Consider the following 22,495-nt stretch of genomic DNA (forward strand, 5'->3'; position numbering starts at 1 on the left):
ACGATCACGCCGTGACGGACCCGCAGCCCGACCCGACCGCAGCCCCGCCGGCGACTCCCGACTGGTGGGAGGACCCCGATCTGGCGATCGCGGTCGCCGAGATCGAGGAGTTCGTCGGCACCGCCGGATGGGACGCCGCGCCGCAGATGTTCGCACTGGTGGAGACGGCCACGCTGCTGGCCGCCGAACCCGGGCTGGCCGACAGCCTCGACGCGACGGCCCGCTTCACCCCCATCGCGCAGGACCCGCTGCCCGCCGACGAGTTGTCGGACGCACTCGCCGCGATCTCCTGGCCGCACGAAGTGGCCGGTTGCGTGCTGAGCCAGGAGATCGTCGTCCTGCCACCGACGGCGGAGGACAGTCTGTCCGCCGATCCGGCGGTGGCCGCGGGCGAGGCGGCCGCCCATCCCGACCGCACGGAGGCGCGGCTGGTCGCCGGGGTGCTCCGCGAAAACGGCGCCGCCTGCCTGCTGCGACTGCGCGACCGTGACGATCAGCCCCTGCGAGGTGCCGACCTCGCCCCCAACCTCATCGCGGCCCTGCGGATGACGTTCCTGGAGGACGCCGACAGCTGACCCCTGGTCAGCAGCCGGGCGGGGTACCGCCCGCCCGGATGGTCTCCAGGGCCGACAGAGCGTCATCGAGGGTCGCCACCTTCACCAGCTGCAGACCCTCCGGCACCTGGGTGCGGGCCTCGGCGCAGTTCCGTTCGGGCACCAGGAACACCGTGGCGCCGGCGTCCCGCGCGGTGATCAGCTTGAGGAGCACCCCGCCGATCGGGCCGACCGTGCCGTCGATCGACATCGTGCCGGTCCCGGCGATGAATTTGCCGCCGGTGAGGTCCTGGCCACCGAGCTTGTCGATGATGCCGAGGGTGAACATCAGCCCGGCCGACGGGCCGCCGATCTGCTCCAGCGAGATGGTGATGGTGAAGGGCGCCGTCGGCCGTTGGACGGCGGAGACCCCCAGATACCCCCGCTCGGCGGGCTGGGTGGCGTCCTGCCCGGTCGAACCGGCGGGCGGATCGCCGAGCGTCACCTTCACGGTCTGCTCGGCGCCGCCGCGGAGCACCTTGACCCCGACGACCTGTCCCGGGCTCGTGCCCTGCAGAGCGGTGGACAGGCTGGCGAGGTCGGTGACCGCGGTGTCGTCGATCCCGGTGATCTGATCCTGTGGCTCGAGCACGCCGGCGCTCGGCGAACCGGCCGGGATGGTGCCGACGTAGACGACCTGCGGGTACCCGAGATGGTTCAGCGCGGCGATCTCGGCGGAGGACTGGGAGTCACGGAAGGCCTGGGCGTCCTCCGCGCGAACCTGGTCCACGCTCTTGTCGGGCGGGTAGTAGTCCTCCCGGGGGGCCAACGCGTACTCCCCCGTCGCCCACAGTCCGAGCGCCTGGAACAGCCGCACGCCGTCGGTCACCGAGATGGTCGTCATGTTCAGCTGACCGCCGGCGGGCACCGGATCGTCGACCGATGTGGGAACGCCGTCACCGCTGAACGACACCACCGGCGTCCCGTCGACGGATCCGAGCGTGTCGAAGGTGACCCCGGGTCCGACGGCCACGTACGGGACCGGCACCGCCACCCCGATCACCACCAGGACGGCCGTCAGCACGGAGCCGACGACCACGGTGCGGCCGCGCAGGGTGAGCCGGGAGTACCAGGACATGGTTGCGAACAGTAACCGCGTCGGTGGGGAATCGAGGCGAGTCGCGACGTTCCGCAGTCCGCGTCCGCTCACGGGCCACCGGATCGCCGGCAACAGACCGGGGGTACCCGTTTTCGGCCAGGGTTCACTCGAAGCCCGGTGACGAAGTTCAGTACCGTGGACGCATGACGAACCTGCCGTTCGGCTTCTCCCCTTCCGGAGACGACGACCCCGACAAGCAGCGACCCGGGTCCGGCGGCGGAGGCGGTCCGACGCCAGGTCCCGGCATGCCGGGGGGCTTCGACCTCTCCCAGCTCGGATCGATGCTGTCGCAGCTCGGACAGATGATGTCGTCGGCCGGGGCCGCCGGCGAGAACAGCGGCCCGGTGAACTACCACCTGGCCCGGCAGATGGCGACCGCCCAGGTCCCGGCGTCCCATCCGGCGTCGTCCGTGGACGTCAAGCACGTCGCGGACGCCATCGCGCTGGCCGAGGTCTGGCTGGACGGGGCCACCGCCTTCCCCGCCGGGGCCACGACGTCCACCGCGTGGACTCCCCGCCAGTGGATCGAGGCCACCATGCCGATGTGGGAGAAATTGTGCTCCCCCATCGCCGAGCAGGTCTCACGAGCCTGGGTGGACGGTCTGCCGGACCAGGCCAAGGACCAGGCGGGCCCGCTGTTGGCCATGATGGGCTCGATGGGCGGGATGGCCTTCGGGTCGCAGCTCGGCCAGGGCCTGGCGCAGCTCGCGTCCGAGGTCCTCACCTCGACGGACGTCGGCATCCCGCTGGGGCCGGTGGGCACCGCGGCCCTGCTGCCCCGTTCGGTGGCCGAGTTCGGAGCCGGCCTCGATCAGCCCGAGGACCAGGTGCGGCTCTACCTGGCCGTGCGGGAGGCCGCCCACCACCGGCTCTACGCCGGTGTGCCGTGGCTGCGCGACAAGATCATCGCGTTGATCACCGACTACGCCAAGGCCATCTCGGTCGACTTCTCGGCGTTCGAGCAGCTCACCTCGAGCCTGGACCCGTCCAACCTGACCGACCCGTCGGCCATCGAGTCGGCGCTGGGCCAGGGCATGTTCGAGCCGAAGATCACCCCCGGGCAGCAGGCGGCGATGGCCCAGCTCGAGACGCTGCTCGCCCTCGTCGAGGGATGGGTCGACACCGTCGTCGCCGAGGCGGTCGGCGACCGGTTGCCGGGCGGGTCGGCCCTGCGCGAGACGCTGCGGCGTCGCCGGGCCACCGGCGGACCGGCCGAGCAGACCTTCGCCACGCTCATCGGGCTGGAACTGCGGCCCCGACGGCTCCGCGCGGCCGCCGAGCTGTGGTCGGCGCTGGGCGAGTCCCGGGGCACCGAGGGTCGGGACGCCCTCTGGGGTGACCCGGGCCTGCTGCCGTCACCGAGCGACCTCGACGACCCGGCCGGGTTCGTCCGCCGGGACCAGGAGTTCAGCGCCCTGCTGGCCTCCATGGAGGGCATCGACGAACTCACCACCGAGGCCTTCGAAGAGCCGGGCAAGGGCGACGACACCACGCCGGACGGCCCCGCCGACCCGCCGACCCGTCCGTCATCCTGACCGGCGCCGGCTCGCCTCGACACACGTTCACGGGGAGAACTGCCCGTTTTCGGCCTGACCGCCGGGTACGGTGAGCCCGCATCGCTGACCGTCGGTCGCCCGAGGGCAGCGCAGCGTCATGACACTTGCGGAGAGGATCCGAGATGGCCGACACCGAGACGTACAACGGGTATTGCGTGAAGTGCAAGGAGAAGCGGGACTTCGACGGCGAGGTCTCCGTGTCCGAGTCCGGACGCCGGATGGCCAAGGGCACCTGCCCGGTCTGTGGCACCAAGATGAACCGGATCCTGGGCAAGGCCTGATTCCGGCGTGCACACCGGTCGCCGTCGGGCGACCGGTGTGGACAACTCCCCCCGGCCGGTGGACAACTGCATCCTCCCCGCTGGATTGAGGCACGCTCTCCCCAACCAGGGAGGGATGCCGTTGTTGCGTGATCCGCACCATCTCCATCGCCACTACGCCCTGCCCGGTCACCTCCGGGTGGTCGAGCGAGGGCCGGACGCCGTCCAGATCGGCATCGACCCGCCCGCGCGCGTCGTGCTGCGGGGCGCACCGGCGCACGCCGCCCAGGTGCTGCGCAATCTCACGGGGCACCGGCCGCTGGCCGACGTCCTCGCGACCTTCGCCGACGACCCGTCCGATGTCGCCGTCTGGGTCGATCTCGTGGCCGAGCTGTCCGCGCTCGGTCTGGTCGTCGAGGTACCCCCGGGTACGGCGGCCCCCGCCTCCGACCAGCAGGGCTCACCACAGCGGAGCGCACCCCGAGACCCGGAATCGGTGGAGTCCGCGTCGCTGACCACCCGTCTCGGCGCGCCGACGGCCCGCCGGGTGGTGCGCTCGCGCGCGGATTCCCGCATCACCCTCCTCGGCCCACCCACCGTGCACGGCCCCCTCCGGACGATCCTCCTGCAGGCCGGACTCGGTTCGGTGGTCCTGGATGCGACCGCGGGAGCCGCCCATCGCCGGCGCGGCCGCCCGCCCGCCGCCGACCTCGTCGTTCTCGGCGCAATCGACGTGCTCGATCTGGGGTTGGCGGCCACCCTGACGCGGGACCGCGTTCCGCACCTCGGAGTCGTGGCGGGGATCGGACGGGTCGTCGTCGGCCCGTTGGTGCTCCCCGGTCGCACCAGCTGCCTGGCCTGTGCGCATCGGCACCGGGTCGACGCCGACCCGGAGTGGCCGACCGTCCTGCGCAGTCTGCTGGACCGACGATCGCCGACACCGGCGGCGGTGACGGTGGCGATGGCCACCGCCCTCGCGGCCGCTCAGATCCTCGACCACGTGGACCACCTGCGCTGCCCGGGCACGGTCGACGGCACCCTGGAATGGAACGTCGGCGAGGCCACCCCGCGCCGGCGGACCTGGGTGCCCCATCCCACCTGCGGCTGCCGTGACCTGCTCGATCCGCCGGCGAACGCGACGCGCTTCGCGGGCGCGGACGGAGCCACTGTCACAATGGAACGGTGACGGACATCCCGCGGAGCGCGCTCGGCCGGACAGCGCGCCTGGCCAGTCTGCCGTTGTCGGCGGCCGGGCGGGCGACGCTCGGGCTGGGTCAGCGTCTGGTCGGCGGAGATCGCGAGCAGATCTCGGCGAACATGCAGCGCAAGACCGCCGAACAGGTCTTCGAGGTGCTCGGCACCCTCAAGGGCGGAGCGATGAAGTTCGGGCAGGCCCTGTCCGTCTACGAGGCCGCAGTCCCCGAGGAGTTCGCCGAGCCCTATCGGGAGGCCCTCGGCAAGCTCCAGAACGCGGCGCCGCCGATGCCCACCGCCACGGTCCACCGGATGATGGCCGAGCAGCTCGGTTCCGGCTGGCGGCAGCATTTCGCCCGGTTCGACGACGAGGCCGCGGCCGCGGCCAGCATCGGGCAGGTACACAGGGCCGTCTGGAAGGACGGCCGTGAGGTCGCGGTCAAGTTGCAGTACCCGGGGGCCGACGCCGCGCTGAAGGCCGATCTCGACCAGCTCAACCGGGTGGCGCCGTTGATGGGCCTGGTGTTCCCGGGCATCCAGATCCGACCGCTGCTGGCCGAGTTGCGGCTGCGCATCCTGGAGGAACTGGACTACGCGGCCGAGGCCGACAACCAGCGGACGTTCGCGGCGGCCTACGCCGACGACCCGGATTTCCTGGTGCCCCGGGTGGTGGCCAGTGCGCCGCGCATCATCGTTTCCGAGTGGGTGCACGGCACTCCGCTTCGTCACATCATCACCAGCGGTACCGCCGAGCGAAGGGATCGCGCCGGGTACCTGCTGACCCTGTTGCACTTCGCCGGCCCGGCCCGGGTCGGTCTGCTCCATGCCGACCCGCATCCCGGCAACTACCTGCTGACCGAGGACGACCGGCTCGCCGTCATCGACTTCGGATCGGTGGCCCGGCTGCCGCACGGCGCCCCGCCCATCATCGGGCGGGTGACCCGACTGGCGCTGGAGGATCGGGCGGACGACGTCCTGGTGCTCCTGCGGGAGGCCGGCTTCATCGGCGCCGACTTCCACCCTGACCCCGAGTTGCTGATGGACTATCTGGTGCCGTTCATCGGGCCGCTCCAGCAACCGACCTTCCATTTCACCCGGGCCTGGATGCAATCGCAGGCCGCGCGGATGAGCAATCTGTCCAGCGCCGAGGCGAAGATCGCGCGACGACTCAACCTCCCACCCGAGTACCTGCTCATCCACCGGGTCACTCTGGGCTCGATCGGAGTGCTCTGTCAGCTCGACGCCACGGCGCCGTTCCGGTCGATCGTCATCGAGCACCTGGCCGGGTTCCACGACTGAGCCGGCGGCCTGGGCCGGGTGCGACGGATCACCAGTACTCCTGCTCCAACTTCGCCTCGATGGATCGCAGGTGGGTGCGCGCGCACCGATCGCAGAACCACACCGGTCCACGGCGAGCGTCCCGTTCGCTCATCCATGTCAGACCGGGGTCGGTGGTGCTCGTCCCGCACCGGCTGCACGAGACCCGGTCGGGCTGCGGTGAGGCGGGGTCGCCGGGATGCCGCGTCATGGCCTCAGCGTAGGCAGCGCTCCCCGGGGACGCCGGATCGCCCCGGACGCGCTGGACTGGTCCAGGACGGCCCCGGATACGCCGGACGGCCGGGAGCCGTTCGGCTCCCGGCCGTCCGCCGGTGCTGGTGTGGTGCGTGATCGATCCCCGGAACCGGTCGACCGACTCCGGCGCGGGATCATCCGCGCCGGTTCGAGGAACGCCGGGCCAGCCGACGGGCCTGACGCATCTGTCGTTCACTCCGGGAGCCGGACATCTGGGTGCGGACCTCGCGCATGCGATCCCGCACCAGATGCTCGATGAGCATGTCCATGTCGATACCTCTCGTGGCCGGCTCACCGTGCGGTGGGCCGGGAAGCGTTGCGCTGCAATTGATGTGCGGGCCAGTGGTCGCCGGTCCGGAGGTGACGGCCGTCAGGCCGCCACCTTCCGGGGCCGGCCCCGGGGCCGCTTGCGGGCGATCACGACGCCCCGGTCGATGATCTCGCCGCCCCAGACACCCCAGGGCTCGGCCCGGTCCAGAGCGCCGGCCAGGCACTCCGAGCGGATCGGGCAGGGCTCGCACAACGCCTTGGCGCGTTCGAGGTCGTCGGGTCGTTCGGCGAAGAACAGGTCGGGCTCGGCACGATGACACGGCAGGTTCAGTGAACCGGCCGCACCGACACCGGGCGGGGTGGCTGCGGACCCGCCGAGCGGGTCGAGCAGATGCATCACTGGGTCTCACCTCCGGGTGAGGAAGCTTTCGAGGCTGGGAGCGGAGGCTGTGGGCGGGCGCCGGTGGCGCGACGTCAGGGATGCGTCCACAGTCTCCGGACGGACGCGATTCCCTCGGGGGGAGCATCGACGAGGCCGCCGGGCCGAATGCGCGGTGCGCAGATTGCGCGGACCACCACACAGGTGGGCCGCGACCAGGAGGAGGTGCAGACCTAGGTCAGCAACCCGGCTCCGGCCGGCGGATGGCGGCTTCGCCACCGACGTCGATGCGCTGCGGCATCAGTCGGTAGCGGCCACCGGCTCCAAAAGAGCCCCGAGGGTCGATGCCACCGCTCGACAGCAAGGTCGTGATCACCATCGCGGCACCTCCTGGGGTCTTCATCGGTCCGTCCGGTCCGAAGGGGTTTGACGCGTCGGCCGGTCTCGGCCCGACGCGATCATGACTCTAGGCAGGTGCCACGGAACGGGGCAACCGAATTAACGGGAAAGTCTTCCCGGTTCCACCGACGGGTGGAACCGAACGTCCGCCGATCAGCCGCCGGCACCGGCCCCGACGATGCGCAGCACGTCCGAGCCGTAGGCATCCAGCTTGCTGCGACCGATGCCGGGGATGGCCAACAGGGCGGCCTGATCGGTCGGTTTGCGCTCGGCGATGGCGAGCAGCGTCGCGTCCGAGAACACGACGAACGCCGGCACCGAGGCCGCGGTCGACGTCTCCTTCCGCCACACCCGCAGGGCCTCGACGAGATCCGGGTCGATGGAGGACGGGCAGGCCCGGCACCGCCCGATCTTGATCTCGGCCGGGGTGACGAGCCGTTGACCGCAGGTGCGGCATCGTCCGGCGGGGCCGTTGCGCGTCGGGGCGGCCGAGTCCGGGGCCAGGCCGGTGAGGAACCGGCTCCGGCGCCGGCTGCGGCGGCCACCGGCGGCGCGGGCCAACGCCCAGGACACCGCCAGCCGGCGACGGGCCCGGGTGACCCCGACGTACAGCAGGCGACGCTCCTCCTCGATCTGCTCGGGCAGTTCGGCGTACTGGATCGGCAAGGTGCCGTCGACCAGCCCGACCAGGAACACCGCGTCCCACTCGAGGCCCTTGGCCGCGTGCAGGGAGGCCAGGGTGACACCGTCACTGGTCGGGGCGTCCTGCGCCTCGGCGCGCTGGTCCAGCTCGGCGACGAACGCGGCGAAGGCGTGCGGCGGATCGGCCGGCGCCTCGTCATCGGAGACGGGCGGCTGCTCGTCGACGGCGGCCGGGCTCAGGGCGGCCGCCACCTGTTCGGCCACCCCGACCAGCGCGAGCAACGCATCCCACCGATCGCGCAGCGCGCCCGGCGGGGGTGGCTCCTCGGTGAGGCCGACGGTGCCCAGCACCCGGCGCACGGCGGGAACCAGGACATCGGCGGATCCGTCCTCGCCGTCGCCGGTGACCTCCGCCGCGTGGAGACGCAGCGCCGTGAGGGCCTGGCGCACCTCGGGACGGGCGAAGAACCGCTGCCCGCCGCGCACCACGTAGGGCACGCCGGCGTCGGCGAAGGCTTCCTCGTACGTCTCGGACTGGGCGTTGATCCGGTAGAGCACGGCGATCTCGGTGGCCGGCGTGCCGGTGTCGATGAGGCTGCGAACGGTCGCCGCGACCGACGCGGCCTCCGACGGCTCGTCCGGATGCTCGGTGAACGTGGCCTCCGGCCCGTCCGGCAGCATCGCCTTCAAGGTCAACCGGTAGCGGGTGGCCGCCCCCGTGGCACCGCCGATGACCCGGTTCGCCAGGGTCACCACCTGCGGGGTGGAGCGGTAGTCACGTTCCAACCGCACGACGGTGGCGTTCGGGTAGCGCCGTTCGAAGCCCAGCAGGTACGTCGGGGACGCACCGGCGAAGGAGTAGATGGTCTGGTTGGCGTCGCCGACGACCGTCAATTGATCCCGTCCGCCGAGCCAGGCGTCGAGCAGCCGCTGCTGCAGCGGCGTGACGTCCTGGTACTCGTCGACGACGAAACACCGGTAGCGGGAACGGAACTCGCGGGCGACCGCCTCGTCCTCCTCCAACACGGCGCAGGTGTGCAGCAGCAGGTCGTCGAAGTCGAGCTGTTCGGACTCGCGCTTGACCTCCTCGTACCCGGCGAAGACGGCCGCGGCCTGCTCGGCCGGCAGTGGCGTGTCCCGGTGGTGCTTGGCCACCGCCGCCAGGTAGTCGCCGGGCCCGGCGAGACTGGCCTTCGCCCATTCGATCTCGCTGGCCAGGTCGCGCAGGGTCGCGGCGTCCGTGGCCGCCTGGGCCCGTCGCGCGGCCAACGCGACCAGGCGGAGCTTCTGCTCCAGCACCGGCCACATCTGCCCGCCGACGGCCCGGGGCCAGAAGTACCGCAGTTGGCGCAGCGCCGCCGAGTGGAAGGTCCGCGCCTGCACGCCCGGTACCCCGAGACCCCGGAGCCGCAGGCGCATCTCACCCGCGGCGCGCGTGGTGAAGGTGACGGCCAGGATCTCGGAGACCGGGTGGGTCCCGGTGTTGGCCAGGTGGGCGATGCGGTGGGTGATGGTGCGGGTCTTGCCCGTACCGGCGCCGGCCAGCACACACACCGGCCCGCTGGGCGCGAGGACCGCAGCCCGCTGTTCGTCATCGAGTTCCATGATCGCGTTCCATCACCGTGCCGTCGTGCCCTGTCCCTGGTCCCTCGCCGCCCCGTCCTGGCGGAGACGGCGAGGGCTCATCATCGCACACACGTACGACAGCGTTCGTTCAGTCCGACCCGGCCGCCGCCCACGACTGGATCATCCGGTAGGCGATCGACACCGAACCCGGCAGGGCCAGCTGATCGGTCGGCACGTCCGCTGCCGCGCGGGTGTGGACGCCGTCCGGGTCGTCCGACCGGGCGTCCCACTCGCCCCCGCGGGCCAGCAGGGCCCGGACCGTGGCCCGGTCCACCCACCGGGGGTCCTCGATCTCGCCGTCCCGGGGCCGCAACGGGGCGTCCGGATCGGCCCGGGCCGCGAACCCCACCATCAGGGACCGGGGGAAGGGCCAGGGCTGCGACCCGAGGTAGGCGACCTCGTCGACGACGACCCCGATCTCCTCGGCCATCTCCCGGACGACCGCGGCCTCCAGCGACTCCCCCGCCTCGACGAAGCCGGCCAGCACGGAGACCCGCCCGATCGGCCAGGTCGGCTGCCGGGCCAGCACCATGCGATCGGCGCCGTCGTGCACGAGCACGATGACGGCCGGGTCCGTCCGGGGGAACTCCTGGTGGCCCTGGGGGCAGCGGCGACTCCAGCCGACCGGGTCGGACTGCGACGCCCGGCCGCACCGGGGGCAGAACCCGCCGGCGCGGTGCCAGGCCAGCAACGCGGCCGCGGTGGTGAACAGGGTGGCGTCGCTGTCGTCCAGCACCGCACCGATCTCCCGCAGGCCGTGCCAGCGCACCCCGTCCGCCGGCTCGGCCGCCGGGCGGGTGACCGCCCAGTGGTCGATGCCGTCGACCGCGCCGAGCAGGACGGCACCGGGCGGGGGGCCCTGACCCACAGCGGAGGAGTCGAGCAACCGTAGCGCCGTGCCGTCCGGATCGGTCGCGGCGCGGCCCTGGTCGTCGATGACCAGCACGCGGGCGGTCGGCCAGGCGGCCAGGGCCCGTTCGGTGTCCCGCAGGTCCTCCGACCGGTCGACTCCCCCGCGGGACAGCGTCGGTCGGCCCAGGTCGAAGCTGCGGACCGCGGTGGCCACCGCCGGCTCGGCGGGGACGTGGCCGTCGATGGCCGATGCCCCGACGGACGGTCCGCGCATGTCGGTGCTCAAGTCCGCTCCGTCCCGGTGCTCTCGATCGCCTGCGACCCGTCGGCGAGTTCGACGCCACCCAGCGCCTGCAGCGGCGCGGCGACCTGGTCCGGGTCACCGACGACCACGCCGGTGAACGCCGACGGAGCAAGGACCCGGCCGGCCGCGGCCGCGACCTCGTCCACCGTCACCGCACCGAGTCGGCCGGGATGGCCGGCCAACCACTTCTCGTCCAACCCCAACCCGGCGAGCATCGACAGGGTGGAGGCCAGACCGGCCTGGGTGGCCAGCGAGGTGGCCAGGGTGCCGAGCGCGTAGTTACGGGCGGCGTCGACCTCGGCGGCCGTCGGGGCTTGCAGACTGATGCGTCCCAGCTCGTACCGGGCCTCCAGCAGGGCCGGCGCGGTGGCCTCGGTGGCGGTGTCGAACGCGACGGTGAGGGCCGCGCGACCGGGCCAGAACTCCAGCGACGACCGGGCGCTGTAGGTGTACCCCTTGGCCTCCCGGATGTTCTCGACCAGCCGGGACGAGAAGTAGCCGCCGTAGATGAGGTTCGCCAGTTGCAGGGCCGGGTAGTCGGGTTCGTCCCGGGTGGGGGCGGCCGCCGACAGGCGGACCTGGGACTGCACGACCCCGGCCCGTGCGTGCAGCAGCACCGCACCGGGGGCGACCGCCGGCGGGGTCTTCAGCAGGGTGGCCCGGTTCTCCGAGGTCCAGCCGCCGAGCGCGGACGCCACCATGTCGATGGCCCGGGCCGGCGACAGGTCGCCCACCAGCACGAGGGTCGAACCGGCCGGGACGACGGCTCGCCGGTGCAGCCCGGCGACCGCCGCCGGCGTCACGGCGGCGACGAGTTCCGGTTCGGGAATGTCCAGCGCCGCCGGGTGGTCGCCGAAGCGGCGGCGCTGCAACGCCTGGTGGGCGATGGTGGCCGGCTGGGTCGCCCCGATCAGCAGGTGCTGGACCAGGCGGTCGCGTTCGCCGCGGACGTCGGCCCGCCGGTAGGCCGGGTCGAGAAGGCAGTCGGCCAGCACGTCGAGCAGCGTGCCCAGGCCGGTGGACAACACCGAGCCGGTCACCGACAGCCGTTGCGGGTCGACGTTGGCGTCGAGATGTCCACCCACGGTCGCCAGTTCGGCGTCCACCTCTTCGCGGGTACGGGTCGACGAGCCGAGCAGTACGGTCGCGGCGAGCAGCTCGGCGCGCGCGGCGTGGACGGCGTTGCGACCGCCGAACGGCACCCGCAGGCGCACCTCCACGAGCGGGGTCCGCGGAACGCGGACGGCGACGACGTGCAGGCCCGAGTCCAGGTCCGCGTGCTTGACGGTCGGCCGGCGCACGCGGCCGGCCGCACCCAGCGGAGGCACCGGGCGGGGCCCGAGATCGGTCCGGCCGACGTCCTCGGCGGACCGGAACGCCGGCACCGCCGCCCGGGCGCGGGTTCCCTTGCCGGAGCGCTTCGGCGCGCCGGATCCTGCGGTCGACGCCGCTGTCCGCGGGGACGACCGCTTGCCGGCGGACGCCGCGCGGGCGCCGGCGGCCGGGCTCATCGGGCACCGCCGGGCACCACACGCAGCACGGCGCACCGGTCGGGGTCCAGGGTGGCCGCGGCGGACCGGACGTCGTCGGCGGTCACCTCGGCGACCATCCGCGGCAGCTCGGCCAACAGTTCGGCCCGACCGTGCAACAACTCGAAGACTCCCAGGGACTGTGTGCGGTTCATGATGCTGTCGTTCTCGCGGAAGTGGCCGGAGGCGAAACGGGCGCTGGCCCGCTGCATCTCGCCGGCGTCGGGGCCGTCGGCGGCCAGTCGCGCGATCTGTTCGTCGGCGGCCTGCAGGACCGCGTCGGCGCTGATCTCCGGCGGGTGCACCGCGCCGAGGACGAAGACGTCCGGGTCCCGGGCGTCCAGCGGCCCACCGAGCAGGCCAGGCCCGGCCCAGATTTCGGTGGCCAGTCCCCGCTCGGCGACGACCGTGGACTGCAGTCGCCCCGACTCGCCGTCGCTGAGCACCGACCCGAGGACGAGGTGGGCGAGGTACCCGGGCAGGTCGGCCACCGGATCGGGCAGTCGCCAGCCGACCGCCAAGGCGGGCGCCGGGGCGTGGGCGTCGATGATCTCGCCCTCCCGCCGGCTGGTCGGCCAGGGTTCGCCGAAGTCGGGGCGCTCCGGCCGGGGTCGGCCGGTGATGTCGCCGAAGTGCCGGTCGATCAACTCCAGCGCGTTCTCCGGGTCGACGTCACCGCAGACGGTCAGCACGGTGTTCGCCGGCGTGTAATACGTCTGGAAGAACTCCGCGCAGTCCTGCACGGTGGCGGACTGCAGGTCGACGAAATCGCCGTAGCCGTTGTGCGCGTTGGCGAACGAGTCGAACAGGATGGGCGGCAGCGTGATCCAGGGGAACCCGCCGTAGGGCCGGTTCAGGACGTTCAGCCGGATCTCCTCGCTGACCACGTCGACCTGGTTGGCCAGGTTCTCCGCGGTGATCTTCGGCGCCCGCAGCCGGTCGGCCTCCAGGAACAACGCGCGTTCCAGGGCGGCGGCCGGCACCACCTCGAAGTAGTCGGTGTAGTCGGTGTGGGTCGACCCGTTGAAGACACCGCCGGAGGACTGCACGACCCGGAAGTGCTCCAGCTTCGGCAGCGACTCACTGCCCTGGAACATCAGGTGCTCGAAGAGGTGCGCGAAACCGGTCCGCCCCACGGGCTCGGACCGGAAACCGACGTCCACGTGCACGCACACCCCGACCACCCCGGATCCGGGGTCGGGCGACACGACGACTCGCAGCCCGTTGGTAAGGGTGCGGCGTTCGATCGGATAGTCGGCAGTGGGGATGCGCCGGGCGCGGGAGGTGCTACGGGGAACGGCTCGGGTCACTCTGGCCACAGTAGAGCGTGTCCGCGACGGACGAGGCCGACGCGCACGCCGGGGCCCGCAACGGGTTCGCGACCGGTCCGGCGAGGGACGGTCGAGCGGGTGTCAGTCCCGTCCGGACGGCGCTCCGCGGTGGGTGAACAGCTGATCGTGGAGCGTCGTGGCCAGGTCGTCGGGCAGGGGGTGGAACAGTTCCGACGCCATCGGCCGGTCCGCCGTCGGCGAGTCGTCCTCGCCCGTCTCACCGTCCGGGCGGGCGTGCCGGCCGTATCGGCGGCCCAGCGGATCCAGGGCGGTCCGGGGCCGCAGCACCGGCTGCTCCTGCGTCGCATCGTCCAGCGGATCGACCGGGTCCAGCCCGGCGTCACCCGGTTCCGAGGCCAGCCCGGTTGCCGACCCACCGGCTCCGCCGGCCGGCCGGCCGTCGGCCCGCACGGAGGGTTCCTGACGATCGGACAGGATGAGCAGTCCGACCGCACCGGCCGCCAGCACGGCCGCGAACACCACCCCGATGGCCAGCGGATTACCCGACGAGCCGGCGGAGTTGCGGACGTAGCCCCAGGTGGCCAGCGCAGCCAGGACTGCCAGCAGAAGAACGGCTGCAGCTGCCCCGGCCAGCACGGTCGTTCGACGTTCCTGCATCGGCACCACCCCCGTGTGCCCTCGAGATCTCTCCCGATGATGGCACAGCAGAAGTACCCCGATCGGGGAAGAAAAGGACACGATCTGGCATCGGCCGGCCGGGTGTCGGCGGCTGGGACCGCCGCGCCGGGGTGGGGGGGCCGGGGTCAGTCGAAGCCGAGTCGGCGGAGCTGCTTCGGATCGCGTTGCCATTCCTTGGCCACGGTGACGTGCAGGTCCAGATACACCCGGGTACCCAGCAGCGCCTCGATCTCGTGCCGCGCCCGCCGGCCGACGTCGGCCAGCCGGGAGCCCTTGCTGCCCAGCACGATCGCCTTCTGCGACGGGCGCTCGACGTAGATGGTGGCGTAGATGTCGGTCAGCGGTGGCCGGGTGTCGGACGGGTCCTGCTCGCGCTCCCCCATCTCGCTGACCAGCACGGCCAACGAGTGCGGCAGCTCGTCACGGACCCCGAGGAGCGCGGCCTCGCGGATGAGTTCGGAGATGCGGGTCTCCAGCGGCTCGTCGGTCACCTCGGCGTCGGGGTAGAACCGCGGCCCCTCGGGCAGCTGGGCGATCAGCACGTCGGTGAGCACGTCGACCTGCTCGCCGCGGGTGGCCGACACCGGGACGATCTCGGCGGACGGGAGCAGTTCGGCGGCGGCCTGCAGGGCCACGGCCAGCGCTTCGCGGGACACCGTGTCGACCTTGGTGAGGATGCCGACCACCGGCGTGCCCTTGGCCTGCTCGGCCAGGTCGGCGGCGATGCGTCGGTCCCCGGGACCGATCTTCTCGTTGGCCGGGAGGCAGAAACCCACCACGTCGACGTCCGACCACACCGAACGGACCAGGTCCCCCAGTCGCTCGCCCAGCAGGGTGCGTGGCCGGTGCATCCCCGGGGTGTCGACCAGCACGAGCTGCGCGTCGGGTCGGGTGACGATGCCGCGCACCGCGCGGCGGGTGGTCTGCGGCTTGTCCGAGGTGATGGCGACCTTCTCGCCGACCATCGCGTTGAGCAGCGTCGACTTGCCGGCGTTCGGGCGGCCGACGAAGCAGCCGAAGCCGGACCGGTGCCCCGGCGGGGTGTCGGGGAAGGCGAAACCGCCGGCCGGCTGGGGGGATTCGGGGGTGCTCACGGGGCCGTCGTCCCCACGACGGAGCCGTCCGGGGCGGCCAGGATCAGCAGCGGCGCCCCGAGGTCGCGGGCGACCGCCCGTGAGGCCTCGTCGATGTCGTCGACGGAAGGCGCACCGGACACCAGCACCACCGCCTCGAGCTCGTCGGCCGCCGAGGCGACCGCGGTGGCGACGGCGGCCTGTACGGCGGTCAGCCGCAGGGACGGCAGCGCCACCGACGCGGCGGCGTAGGTCCGGCCGTCGGTGTCGCGGACCGCGGCTCCCTCGGCGGCGCCGGCCCGGCCGCGGGCCCCCCGGGCCAACGTGAGGAGTTTCGCGTCCTCCGGGTCGAGGCTGGGGGTGTCCGGGCTCACCGGGCTCTGCGCAGTCATCCGGCCGATTCTCCCCGACCGGGCTGCGCGTCAGGACCGTCGTCCGCCGGACGGGACTCCTCGGCCCGCTCCTGCCGTTCCCGTTCGGCCCGTCGCTCCGCGCGCCGCCGGGCCTTCTCCCGGGCCTTCTCGCGCTCCTTGCGTTCCCGTTCCTTGCGTTCACGCTTCTCGCGCTCGCGCTTCTCCCGCTCCTTCTTGTCGCGGTCGCGCTGCTCCTTCTCGCGCCGTTCCCGCTCGACCGGGCTCTCGTCCGGGTCGTCCCCGGAGTGCTCCTCGGGCGCCCGCTCGGGCTCGTCGGGGACCCGTTCGACGAGCACGCTGAGCACCCGGGGGCGGCCCCGGCGGTCGGTACCGGGTTCACCGACCAGTCGCAGGCCGGCGATCTCGGCCTCGGACCCGGGCAGCGGCACCCGGCCGATCTGCTGGGCGAGCAGACCGCCCACGGTGTCGACGTCCTCGGTGTCGATATCGACGTCGAACAGTTCGGCCAGCTCGTCGACCGGCAGCCGGGCCGACACCCGCACCCGGTCGCCGTCGAGATGCTCGATGGGATCGGGGGTGTCCTGGTCGTACTCGTCGGTGATCTCGCCGACGATCTCCTCGAGCAGGTCCTCGATGGTGGCGATGCCGGCGGTGCCGCCGTACTCGTCGACGATGACGGCGAAATGGTTGTGGGTGCGCTGCATGTCGCGGAGCAGCACGTCGATGTTCTTGGACTCCGGCACGAACGCCGGCTCCCGCATCAGCTCGCGCAGGAGCGGCCCCGGCTCGCCGGGGGCCATGGACAAGGCCCGGTCGAGCATGTCCTTGACGTGCACGACGCCCAGCACGTCGTCCAGGTCCTCCCCGACGACCGGGACCCGGGAGAAACCGGAGCGGTTCGCCAGCTGCATGGCCTGCCGCAGCGACTTGCCGTCCTCAATCCACACGACGTCGGTCCGCGGCACCATCACCTCCCGCACGATGGTGTCGCCGAGATCGAAGACGCTCTGCAGCATCTCCCGTTCGGTTTCCTCGACGACGCCGCGACTGCCGGCGATGTCGACCAGCTCACGCAGCTCCAGGTCGGAGGTGAAGGGGCCCTCCCGGAATCCACGGCCCGGGGTCAGGGCGTTGCCGAGCACGATGAGGAGCGAGGCCACCGGCGACAGCACCCGGGCAATGGCCCGGGTCGGCCGGGCGGCGAGCAGCCCGATCGAATACGGGTGCTGCCGGCCGACGGTGCGCGGGGCGACACCGATGACCACGTAGCAGATGACGATCATGACCGCCACGACCAGCAGGGCCACGCTGACCAGGAAACCCCAGGTGGAGAAGGCGACCGCGGCGACCAGCACGGTCGCCGTCAGTTCGGCCGACACCCGCAGCAGCAACAGCAGGTTGGTGTAGCGGGGCCGGTCCTCGAGGATCGTCGACAGGGCGTCCGCGCTGCGGCGGCCCTCTCGGACCAGCTCGTCGACCCGGGCCGGCGAGGCCGTCGTGATGGCCGCATCGGCCGCAGCGAAGATGCCCGCGATGGGCAGCAGCGCCGCGGCCAGCACCAGGGACAGGATGTCGGTGGCGCCCACCGGGGATCAGCCCCGGCCGGGAGCCTGGCCCGGAGCCGTCCCGGAGCCGCCGCCCTGGACCGCGGGGCCGTCGGCGCCGCTGTCGGTCCAGCCCACGGCGTCGAGCACCGCGGCGTCGACGTCGGCCAGCCGGGACCGTCGGGCCTGGGCCGCGCGCCGGTCGCGCCATCGGTCCAGCAGTTCGTTCTGCAGGCGGAACATCTCCCGCTCCTCGGCCGGTTCCGCGTGGTCGTACCCGAGCAGGTGCAGCACGCCGTGCACGGTCAGCAGGTGGAGCTCGTCGTCGAGCGCGTGCCCGGCGCTGGCGGCCTGCGGAGCGGCGACCGCCGGACACAGCACGATGTCGCCCAGCAGGGCCGGCCCCGGGCCGGCCTCGTCGGGTCGGCGGGCCGTCTCCAGCTCGTCCATCGGGAAGCTCATCACGTCGGTCGGGCCGTCTTCACCCATCCATTTGACGTGCAGCTCGGTCATCGCCTCGACGTCGAGCAGCAGCACCGACAATTCGGCGAGCGGATTGATGCCCATTTCGTCGAGGGCGAACCGGGCGACCGAGATCAGCGACACCTCGTCGACGGCCACCCCGGATTCGTTGGCGACCTCGATGCTCATCGCTTGCCCTTCCCGCCGGTGGGGCGGGTACCCAGGTGCCGGTTCTGCCCGTCCGGCGCCGGGACCGCGTGCTCGGAATCCCACTTCTCGTAGGCGTCGACGATCCGGCCCACCAGGCGGTGCCGGACCACGTCGGACGAGGTCAACTGCGGGAAGGCCACGTCGTCGACGTCGTTGAGGATCTCCCGGACCACCTGCAGACCGGACCGCTGCCCGCCGGGCAGGTCGACCTGGGTGACGTCACCGGTGACGACGATCTTCGACCCGAATCCGAGCCGGGTCAAAAACATCTTCATTTGTTCCGGAGTGGTGTTCTGGGCCTCATCGAGAATGATGAAGGCATCATTCAGAGTGCGGCCACGCATATAGGCCAATGGCGCCACTTCAATGGTTCCGGCGGCCATCAATCGCGGAATGGATTCCGGGTCGATCATGTCGTGGAGGGCGTCGTAGAGGGGGCGCAGATAAGGGTCGATCTTGTCCGACAGGGTGCCGGGCAGGAATCCGAGCCGCTCTCCCGCCTCGACCGCCGGGCGGGTCAGGATGATCCGGTTGACCTGCTTGGTCTGCAGCGACTGCACGGCCTTGGCCATGGCCAGGTACGTCTTGCCGGTACCGGCCGGGCCGATGCCGAAGACGATGGTGTGCTGGTCGATGGCGTCGACATAGCGCTTCTGGTTCAGCGTCTTGGGCCGGATGGTGCGGCCCCGCCGGCTGATGATGTTGAGGCCGAGCACCTCGCTGGGCGACTCCCCGGCCGTGCCGGTGGCCGGAGCGGCGTCGCCGGCCCCGGCCGACGCGGTGTCGGTCAGCATGTCGATGGTGCGACGCACGGCGTCCGGGGTGATCACCGACCCCGACTCCTGCAGGGCGAGGAGTTCGCGGATGGTCCGCTCGGCGAACGCGACCTGGCTCGGGGTGCCGCGCAGCGTGACGCGGTTGCCGCGCACGTGGACGTCGGCGTCCAGGCGCTCCTCCAGCTGCCGCAGCAGCAGGTCGGCCGAGCCGAGCAGCCCCATCATGGCGCGCTCGTCGGCCACCACCAGGGTGGACTCAGCGGTCTGGTCGGCAGTCGAGGCGGCCGAACTGGCGGCGGCCGCGGTGGGAACGGGGAACGAGGTGGACGGGTCCGGCACCGGGGGCCTTGCCTTCTTTCACCGACACGAGGGGCGTACCGGTCGGTTGGTGCCCCACCCAGGGGTCACCGAACCGCCGATCACGCTGAACGCATCCATGCTACCGGCGGCGATCATGGGGTTTTCGGGACTCACCCGGGCGGCCAGCCCATGGGGCGTCCGCCGAGCACGTGCAGGTGGGCGTGGAACACCGACTGCCCCACCCCGGCCCCGGTGTTCAGCACGCCCCGGTAACCGCTCTCGGTCAGTCCTTCGGCCCGGGCCACGTCGTCGGCGACGGTGAAGACCTCGGCGAGCATCTCGGGGTCGGCCGCCGCCAGCTCGGCCGCGTTCTCGTAGTGGTCGGCCGGCACGACCAGCACGTGGGTCGGCGCCTGCGGATTGATGTCCCGGAAGGCGACGGCCCGTTCGCCGCGGGCGACCAGGTCGGCCGGGATCCGACCGGTCACGATGCCGCAGAACAGGCAGTCGGAGTTGGTGGTCATGGCGTGAAACTAACCTGCGGCTGACCGGGGCGCCCAGCCGGCCCGGGCGCGGGGGTCACACCATGCGGAGCAGCTGCTCCCGGCACACCGACCAGGCGTGATGGTCCGGGTCGATCATCTCCATGTGCCCCACTCCGGGCAGCACGATCAGCCGCGCCGGGTCACCGGCGTGCTGCGCGGCGGCCACGTACCGCTCGGACTGCGAGAGCGGCACGGTGTCGTCGGCGTCGCCGTGGACGGCGACGACCCGGCCGCCGTCGCCGACGTGGGCCATCGGCGAGGCGTGGTGGTAGCGCTGCGGCATCGAGCGCGGCGCGCCCTCCATCATGGCCACCACGGCGCCGTCGCCGAGGTTCTCGTCGGCCGCAGACACCAGGTCCAGCAGGCCGGCCTGGGCGACCGCCCCGACGACCGGGACGTGCGGCTCCCCGGGACCGGCCGATCCGGCCGTCCCCCACCGCAACGACCGGCGATGGGCCAGCCAACCGGCGAGATGACCACCGGCCGAGTGCCCGACGGCGGCGACGCGGTCGAGCAGCAGCCGCCCCTCCGCGGCCTGCTGGCCGAAGAAGGCCAAGGAGTCGACGGCGCGCGCGACATCGGCCAGCGTGGTCGGCCAGCCGCCCCCTTCGCCGACGCGCCGGTACTCGATCACGGCGGCCCCGACGCCGTACCGGGTGAGATCGCGTCCGAGGGGTTCGGCCAGCTCCGCGCCGTAGCGGGCCCGCCAGTACCCGCCGTGGATCACCACCGCGACCGGGATGTGCGTCCCGGTGGGCAGGTACAGCTGGACGGTCTGGCTGGGGTGCGGACCGTAGGACCAGGTGTGCTCGTCCCGCCTCATGCGTCCACCTGCGTCCACCGGTCGGTCAGCACGCCCAGCGCGCCGAGGGCCACCGCCCCGGCCGTCGAAGTGCGCAGCACCTGCGGACCCAATCGGACGGCGCGGGCGCCGGCGGCCGTGAACGCAGCCAGCTCGTCGTCGTCGACGCCGCCTTCCGGGCCGACGACCAGCACCACTTCGCCAGCCGCAGGCAGCGGCACGGCGGTCAGGGGGTCGGTGGCCGATTCGTGCAGCACCAGAGCCGCATCGGCGGCGGCCAGAAGCCCGGCCACCTCGCGGGTGGACGCGACCGGCCGCACCGGGGGCACCCAGGACCGCCGGGACTGCTTGGCGGCCTCCCGGGCCGTCGCCGTCCACCGGGCCAGCCCCTTGGGTGCGCGCTCCGGTGACCAGCGGGTCACACAGCGGCGGGCCGACCACGGCACGATCGCGTCGATGCCGGCCTCCGTCGCCAGCTCGACGGCGAGTTCGCCGCGTTCGCCCTTGGGCAGGGCCTGCACCAGCGTGACCCGGACGGCCGGTGCCGGGACGGTCGTCGCCGCGGCGACGTCCAGCTCGACCTCTGACTTTCCGGTACCGACCACGGTCGCCACCGCGTTCCGGCCGAGACCATCGGTCAGCAGCACCGTCTCACCGGGCCGCACCCGCCGCACCGTGGCCGCGTGCCGCCCCTCCGGCCCGGTCAACCGGAACGACCCGGCGGCGGGCAGTCGGTCGACGAGGAAGAACGCCTCACCCACCACGAGTCAGCCCCATGTTCACCGGCGGGCGGCGCTCCGCTCCTCGGCGCCCTGGGGGCACCTGCGGGTGCTCACTGGCCACCGGCTCAACGCCTACGTTCGCCGGCTGGCGGCGCTCCGCTCCTCGGCGCCCTGAGGGCACCTGCGGGTGCTCACTGGCCACCGGCTCAACGACCGGCGAAGGAATCGCGGATGCGCGAGAAGAACCCGCCGTGCGCCCGGGCTGACAGCTCGGGCTGCTCCTCGCCCCGCAGCTGGGCCAGTTCGCGCAGCAGTTCGGCCTGCCGACCGTCCACCCGGTTCGGGGTGACGACCTCCAGGTGCACGTGCAGATTGCCGTTCCCGGTGCCGCGCAGCCGGGGCATGCCCTGGTTGCGCAGGGTCAGCACGGTGCCGGACTGGGTGCCGGGCTGGATGTCGATGTCCTCCACCGACTGCAGGGTCTGCAGACCGAGCGAGGTGCCGAGCGCGGCCGCCGTCATGGGCAGTTGCACGGTGCAGTGCAGGTCGATCCCGTCGCGGGTGAACCGCTCGTGCGCCTGCTCGGTGACCTCGACGTACAGGTCGCCCGGCGCACCGCCGCCGGGGCCGACCTCGCCCTGACCGGCCAGCCGGACGCGGATGCCGTCACCGACCCCGGCGGGGATGTTGGCGCGGACGGTGCGGCGGGTGCGGACCCGGCCGTCGCCGGAACACTGCCGACACGGCTCCGGGATGACCTCGCCGAAACCGCGGCAGACCGGGCAGGCGCGGGACGTCACGACCTGGCCGAGCAACGACCGCTGGATCTGCTGGATCTCGCCGGCACCCTTGCAGGTGTCACAGGTGGCGGTGCTGGTCCCGGGGGCGCAGCCGTTGCCGTGACACAGCGAGCAGAGTGCCGCGGTGTCGACGGTGAGGTCCTTGGCCACCCCGGTCGCGCACTCCTCCAGGGTCAGCTCGACGGGGATCAGCGCGTCCTCGCCCTGCCGGACGCGGGAGCGCGGGCCGCGTCCGCGACCACCTCCGCCGCCCCCGCCGAAGAAAGCGTCCATGATGTCGCCCAGGCCCATGCCACCGAACGGGTCGCCCATCCCGCCGCCGGGGCCACCGGCCCCGCCGCCGGGGGACAGCGGGTCGCCGCCTAGGTCGACGACCTGCCGCTTGGCCGGGTCGGAGAGCACCTCGTAGGCCGCGGTCACGTCCTTGAACCGCTGCTGGGCGGCCGGGTCCGGGTTGACGTCCGGATGGAGCTCGCGGGCCAGCTTGCGGTAGGCGCGCTTGATCTCGTCGGCCGAGGCGCCCTTGGACACCCCGAGCAGGCCGTAATAGTCGCGTGCCACGCTCTGCACCAATTGCCTTCCGTCAGAATTCTTCGATCAGCCGCATTGCTGTTGTTCGGTCACCACGGTGCGCCCGCGGAA

General features: G+C 72.5%; 24 protein-coding genes. 5 read left to right on the top strand and 19 right to left on the bottom strand.

The genetic code is table 11. The annotated features are described in order from the left end of the window. Positions 1-11: 11 nt before the first annotated feature. Positions 12-575: a PPA1309 family protein gene (locus FDO65_RS07115; RefSeq protein ID WP_205849829.1), complete on the top strand. Its 564-nt coding sequence runs from the start codon at positions 12-14 to the stop codon at positions 573-575. A gap of 7 nt (positions 576-582) precedes the next feature. On the opposite strand, the gene FDO65_RS07120 is transcribed toward FDO65_RS07115, so the two are convergent. Continuing rightward, on the bottom strand, positions 583-1,671 hold the full coding sequence (locus tag FDO65_RS07120) for a YlbL family protein (protein WP_137448663.1): 1,089 nt from the start codon (positions 1,669-1,671) through the stop codon (positions 583-585). Between the two features lie 164 nt (positions 1,672-1,835). Between FDO65_RS07120 and FDO65_RS07125 the strand changes: the two genes are divergently transcribed. The 4 genes from FDO65_RS07125 (at position 1,836) to FDO65_RS07135 (ending at position 6,001) form a co-directional block, all read left to right on the top strand. Next, a complete protein-coding gene (locus tag FDO65_RS07125) occupies positions 1,836-3,227 on the top strand; it encodes a zinc-dependent metalloprotease (RefSeq protein WP_137448664.1) in 1,392 nt (463 codons plus the stop codon). 143 nt (positions 3,228-3,370) lie between these two features. Beyond that, complete coding sequence (locus FDO65_RS22085; protein ID WP_166442071.1) at positions 3,371-3,529, top strand: DUF5679 domain-containing protein; 159 nt, start codon at positions 3,371-3,373, stop codon at positions 3,527-3,529. Between the two features lie 115 nt (positions 3,530-3,644). After that, positions 3,645-4,694 (top strand): hypothetical protein, encoded by a 1,050-nt coding sequence (locus tag FDO65_RS07130; RefSeq protein WP_166442072.1) that lies wholly within the window; start codon positions 3,645-3,647, stop codon positions 4,692-4,694. Next, positions 4,691-6,001 carry an ABC1 kinase family protein gene (locus FDO65_RS07135; protein ID WP_137448666.1) on the top strand — a complete coding sequence of 437 codons (1,311 nt, stop codon included), beginning with the start codon at positions 4,691-4,693 and terminating at the stop codon, positions 5,999-6,001. The genes FDO65_RS07130 and FDO65_RS07135 overlap by 4 nt, the downstream gene beginning before the upstream one ends. Positions 6,002-6,029: 28 nt before the next feature. On the opposite strand, the gene FDO65_RS07140 is transcribed toward FDO65_RS07135, so the two are convergent. The 18 genes from FDO65_RS07140 to dnaJ all read right to left on the bottom strand — a co-directional run bounded on the left by FDO65_RS07140 (position 6,030) and on the right by dnaJ (position 22,414). Continuing rightward, positions 6,030-6,230 (bottom strand): hypothetical protein, encoded by a 201-nt coding sequence (locus tag FDO65_RS07140; protein WP_137448667.1) that lies wholly within the window; start codon positions 6,228-6,230, stop codon positions 6,030-6,032. 178 nt (positions 6,231-6,408) lie between these two features. Then, on the bottom strand, positions 6,409-6,543 hold the full coding sequence (locus tag FDO65_RS23050) for a hypothetical protein (protein WP_276606832.1): 135 nt from the start codon (positions 6,541-6,543) through the stop codon (positions 6,409-6,411). A 101-nt stretch (positions 6,544-6,644) separates the two neighbouring features. Then, on the bottom strand, positions 6,645-6,941 hold the full coding sequence (locus FDO65_RS07145) for a WhiB family transcriptional regulator (protein ID WP_137448668.1): 297 nt from the start codon (positions 6,939-6,941) through the stop codon (positions 6,645-6,647). A gap of 220 nt (positions 6,942-7,161) precedes the next feature. Continuing rightward, the gene (locus tag FDO65_RS22090) at positions 7,162-7,302 is read right to left on the bottom strand and encodes a hypothetical protein (protein WP_166442073.1); all 141 of its coding nucleotides are present in this window, start codon (positions 7,300-7,302) and stop codon (positions 7,162-7,164) included. A gap of 173 nt (positions 7,303-7,475) precedes the next feature. Then, positions 7,476-9,569 carry an ATP-dependent DNA helicase UvrD2 gene (locus FDO65_RS07150; protein WP_137448669.1) on the bottom strand — a complete coding sequence of 698 codons (2,094 nt, stop codon included), beginning with the start codon at positions 9,567-9,569 and terminating at the stop codon, positions 7,476-7,478. Between the two features lie 109 nt (positions 9,570-9,678). Further along, positions 9,679-10,728: an NAD(+) diphosphatase gene (nudC, locus tag FDO65_RS07155; protein WP_240757469.1), complete on the bottom strand. Its 1,050-nt coding sequence runs from the start codon at positions 10,726-10,728 to the stop codon at positions 9,679-9,681. Continuing rightward, on the bottom strand, positions 10,725-12,257 hold the full coding sequence (locus FDO65_RS07160; protein WP_137448670.1) for a M16 family metallopeptidase: 1,533 nt from the start codon (positions 12,255-12,257) through the stop codon (positions 10,725-10,727). Before FDO65_RS07160 ends, nudC begins: the two co-directional genes overlap by 4 nt. After that, positions 12,254-13,543 (bottom strand): M16 family metallopeptidase, encoded by a 1,290-nt coding sequence (locus FDO65_RS07165; protein WP_137449585.1) that lies wholly within the window; start codon positions 13,541-13,543, stop codon positions 12,254-12,256. Before FDO65_RS07165 ends, FDO65_RS07160 begins: the two co-directional genes overlap by 4 nt. 144 nt (positions 13,544-13,687) lie before the next feature. Next, on the bottom strand, positions 13,688-14,224 hold the full coding sequence (locus FDO65_RS07170; RefSeq protein ID WP_137448671.1) for a hypothetical protein: 537 nt from the start codon (positions 14,222-14,224) through the stop codon (positions 13,688-13,690). Positions 14,225-14,370: 146 nt separating this feature from the next. Beyond that, complete coding sequence (gene era, locus FDO65_RS07175) at positions 14,371-15,339, bottom strand: GTPase Era (protein ID WP_137448672.1); 969 nt, start codon at positions 15,337-15,339, stop codon at positions 14,371-14,373. Further along, positions 15,336-15,710: a cytidine deaminase gene (locus FDO65_RS07180; RefSeq protein WP_137448673.1), complete on the bottom strand. Its 375-nt coding sequence runs from the start codon at positions 15,708-15,710 to the stop codon at positions 15,336-15,338. Before FDO65_RS07180 ends, era begins: the two co-directional genes overlap by 4 nt. Beyond that, positions 15,707-17,278 (bottom strand): hemolysin family protein, encoded by a 1,572-nt coding sequence (locus FDO65_RS07185; protein WP_240757471.1) that lies wholly within the window; start codon positions 17,276-17,278, stop codon positions 15,707-15,709. The genes FDO65_RS07180 and FDO65_RS07185 overlap by 4 nt, the downstream gene beginning before the upstream one ends. Positions 17,279-17,284: 6 nt before the next feature. After that, positions 17,285-17,887, bottom strand: a complete 603-nt coding sequence (gene ybeY, locus FDO65_RS07190) for an rRNA maturation RNase YbeY (protein ID WP_137448674.1) — start codon at positions 17,885-17,887, stop codon at positions 17,285-17,287. Further along, positions 17,884-18,933 (bottom strand): PhoH family protein, encoded by a 1,050-nt coding sequence (locus FDO65_RS07195; RefSeq protein ID WP_420847524.1) that lies wholly within the window; start codon positions 18,931-18,933, stop codon positions 17,884-17,886. Before FDO65_RS07195 ends, ybeY begins: the two co-directional genes overlap by 4 nt. A 221-nt stretch (positions 18,934-19,154) precedes the next feature. After that, positions 19,155-19,508, bottom strand: a complete 354-nt coding sequence (locus FDO65_RS07200; RefSeq protein ID WP_137448675.1) for a histidine triad nucleotide-binding protein — start codon at positions 19,506-19,508, stop codon at positions 19,155-19,157. A gap of 55 nt (positions 19,509-19,563) precedes the next feature. Further along, positions 19,564-20,352: an alpha/beta hydrolase family protein gene (locus FDO65_RS07205; protein ID WP_137448676.1), complete on the bottom strand. Its 789-nt coding sequence runs from the start codon at positions 20,350-20,352 to the stop codon at positions 19,564-19,566. Then, the gene (locus tag FDO65_RS07210) at positions 20,349-21,092 is read right to left on the bottom strand and encodes a 16S rRNA (uracil(1498)-N(3))-methyltransferase (RefSeq protein ID WP_137448677.1); all 744 of its coding nucleotides are present in this window, start codon (positions 21,090-21,092) and stop codon (positions 20,349-20,351) included. The genes FDO65_RS07205 and FDO65_RS07210 overlap by 4 nt, the downstream gene beginning before the upstream one ends. Before the next feature lie 167 nt (positions 21,093-21,259). Next, positions 21,260-22,414 (bottom strand): molecular chaperone DnaJ, encoded by a 1,155-nt coding sequence (gene dnaJ, locus FDO65_RS07215; protein WP_137449590.1) that lies wholly within the window; start codon positions 22,412-22,414, stop codon positions 21,260-21,262. Positions 22,415-22,495 lie beyond the last annotated feature (81 nt).

The sequence above is a fragment of the Nakamurella flava genome (assembly GCF_005298075.1).
Taxonomy (GTDB): Bacteria; Actinomycetota; Actinomycetes; order Mycobacteriales; family Nakamurellaceae; genus Nakamurella; species Nakamurella flava.

Coding starts and splice junctions, on each gene's coding strand:
- ybeY (WP_137448674.1), bottom strand. CDS start 17,887: ATGAGCATCGAGGTCGCCAACGAATCCGGGGTGGCCGTCGACGAGGTG.
- FDO65_RS07205 (WP_137448676.1), bottom strand. CDS start 20,352: ATGAGGCGGGACGAGCACACCTGGTCCTACGGTCCGCACCCCAGCCAG.
- FDO65_RS07140 (WP_137448667.1), bottom strand. CDS start 6,230: ATGACGCGGCATCCCGGCGACCCCGCCTCACCGCAGCCCGACCGGGTC.
- FDO65_RS07180 (WP_137448673.1), bottom strand. CDS start 15,710: ATGACTGCGCAGAGCCCGGTGAGCCCGGACACCCCCAGCCTCGACCCG.
- FDO65_RS07145 (WP_137448668.1), bottom strand. CDS start 6,941: ATGCATCTGCTCGACCCGCTCGGCGGGTCCGCAGCCACCCCGCCCGGT.
- FDO65_RS07130 (WP_166442072.1), top strand. CDS start 3,645: ATGCCGTTGTTGCGTGATCCGCACCATCTCCATCGCCACTACGCCCTG.
- FDO65_RS07150 (WP_137448669.1), bottom strand. CDS start 9,569: ATGGAACTCGATGACGAACAGCGGGCTGCGGTCCTCGCGCCCAGCGGG.
- FDO65_RS07160 (WP_137448670.1), bottom strand. CDS start 12,257: ATGAGCCCGGCCGCCGGCGCCCGCGCGGCGTCCGCCGGCAAGCGGTCG.
- FDO65_RS22085 (WP_166442071.1), top strand. CDS start 3,371: ATGGCCGACACCGAGACGTACAACGGGTATTGCGTGAAGTGCAAGGAG.
- FDO65_RS07200 (WP_137448675.1), bottom strand. CDS start 19,508: ATGACCACCAACTCCGACTGCCTGTTCTGCGGCATCGTGACCGGTCGG.
- FDO65_RS22090 (WP_166442073.1), bottom strand. CDS start 7,302: ATGGTGATCACGACCTTGCTGTCGAGCGGTGGCATCGACCCTCGGGGC.
- FDO65_RS07170 (WP_137448671.1), bottom strand. CDS start 14,224: ATGCAGGAACGTCGAACGACCGTGCTGGCCGGGGCAGCTGCAGCCGTT.
- FDO65_RS07120 (WP_137448663.1), bottom strand. CDS start 1,671: ATGTCCTGGTACTCCCGGCTCACCCTGCGCGGCCGCACCGTGGTCGTC.
- FDO65_RS23050 (WP_276606832.1), bottom strand. CDS start 6,543: ATGGACATGCTCATCGAGCATCTGGTGCGGGATCGCATGCGCGAGGTC.
- FDO65_RS07125 (WP_137448664.1), top strand. CDS start 1,836: ATGACGAACCTGCCGTTCGGCTTCTCCCCTTCCGGAGACGACGACCCC.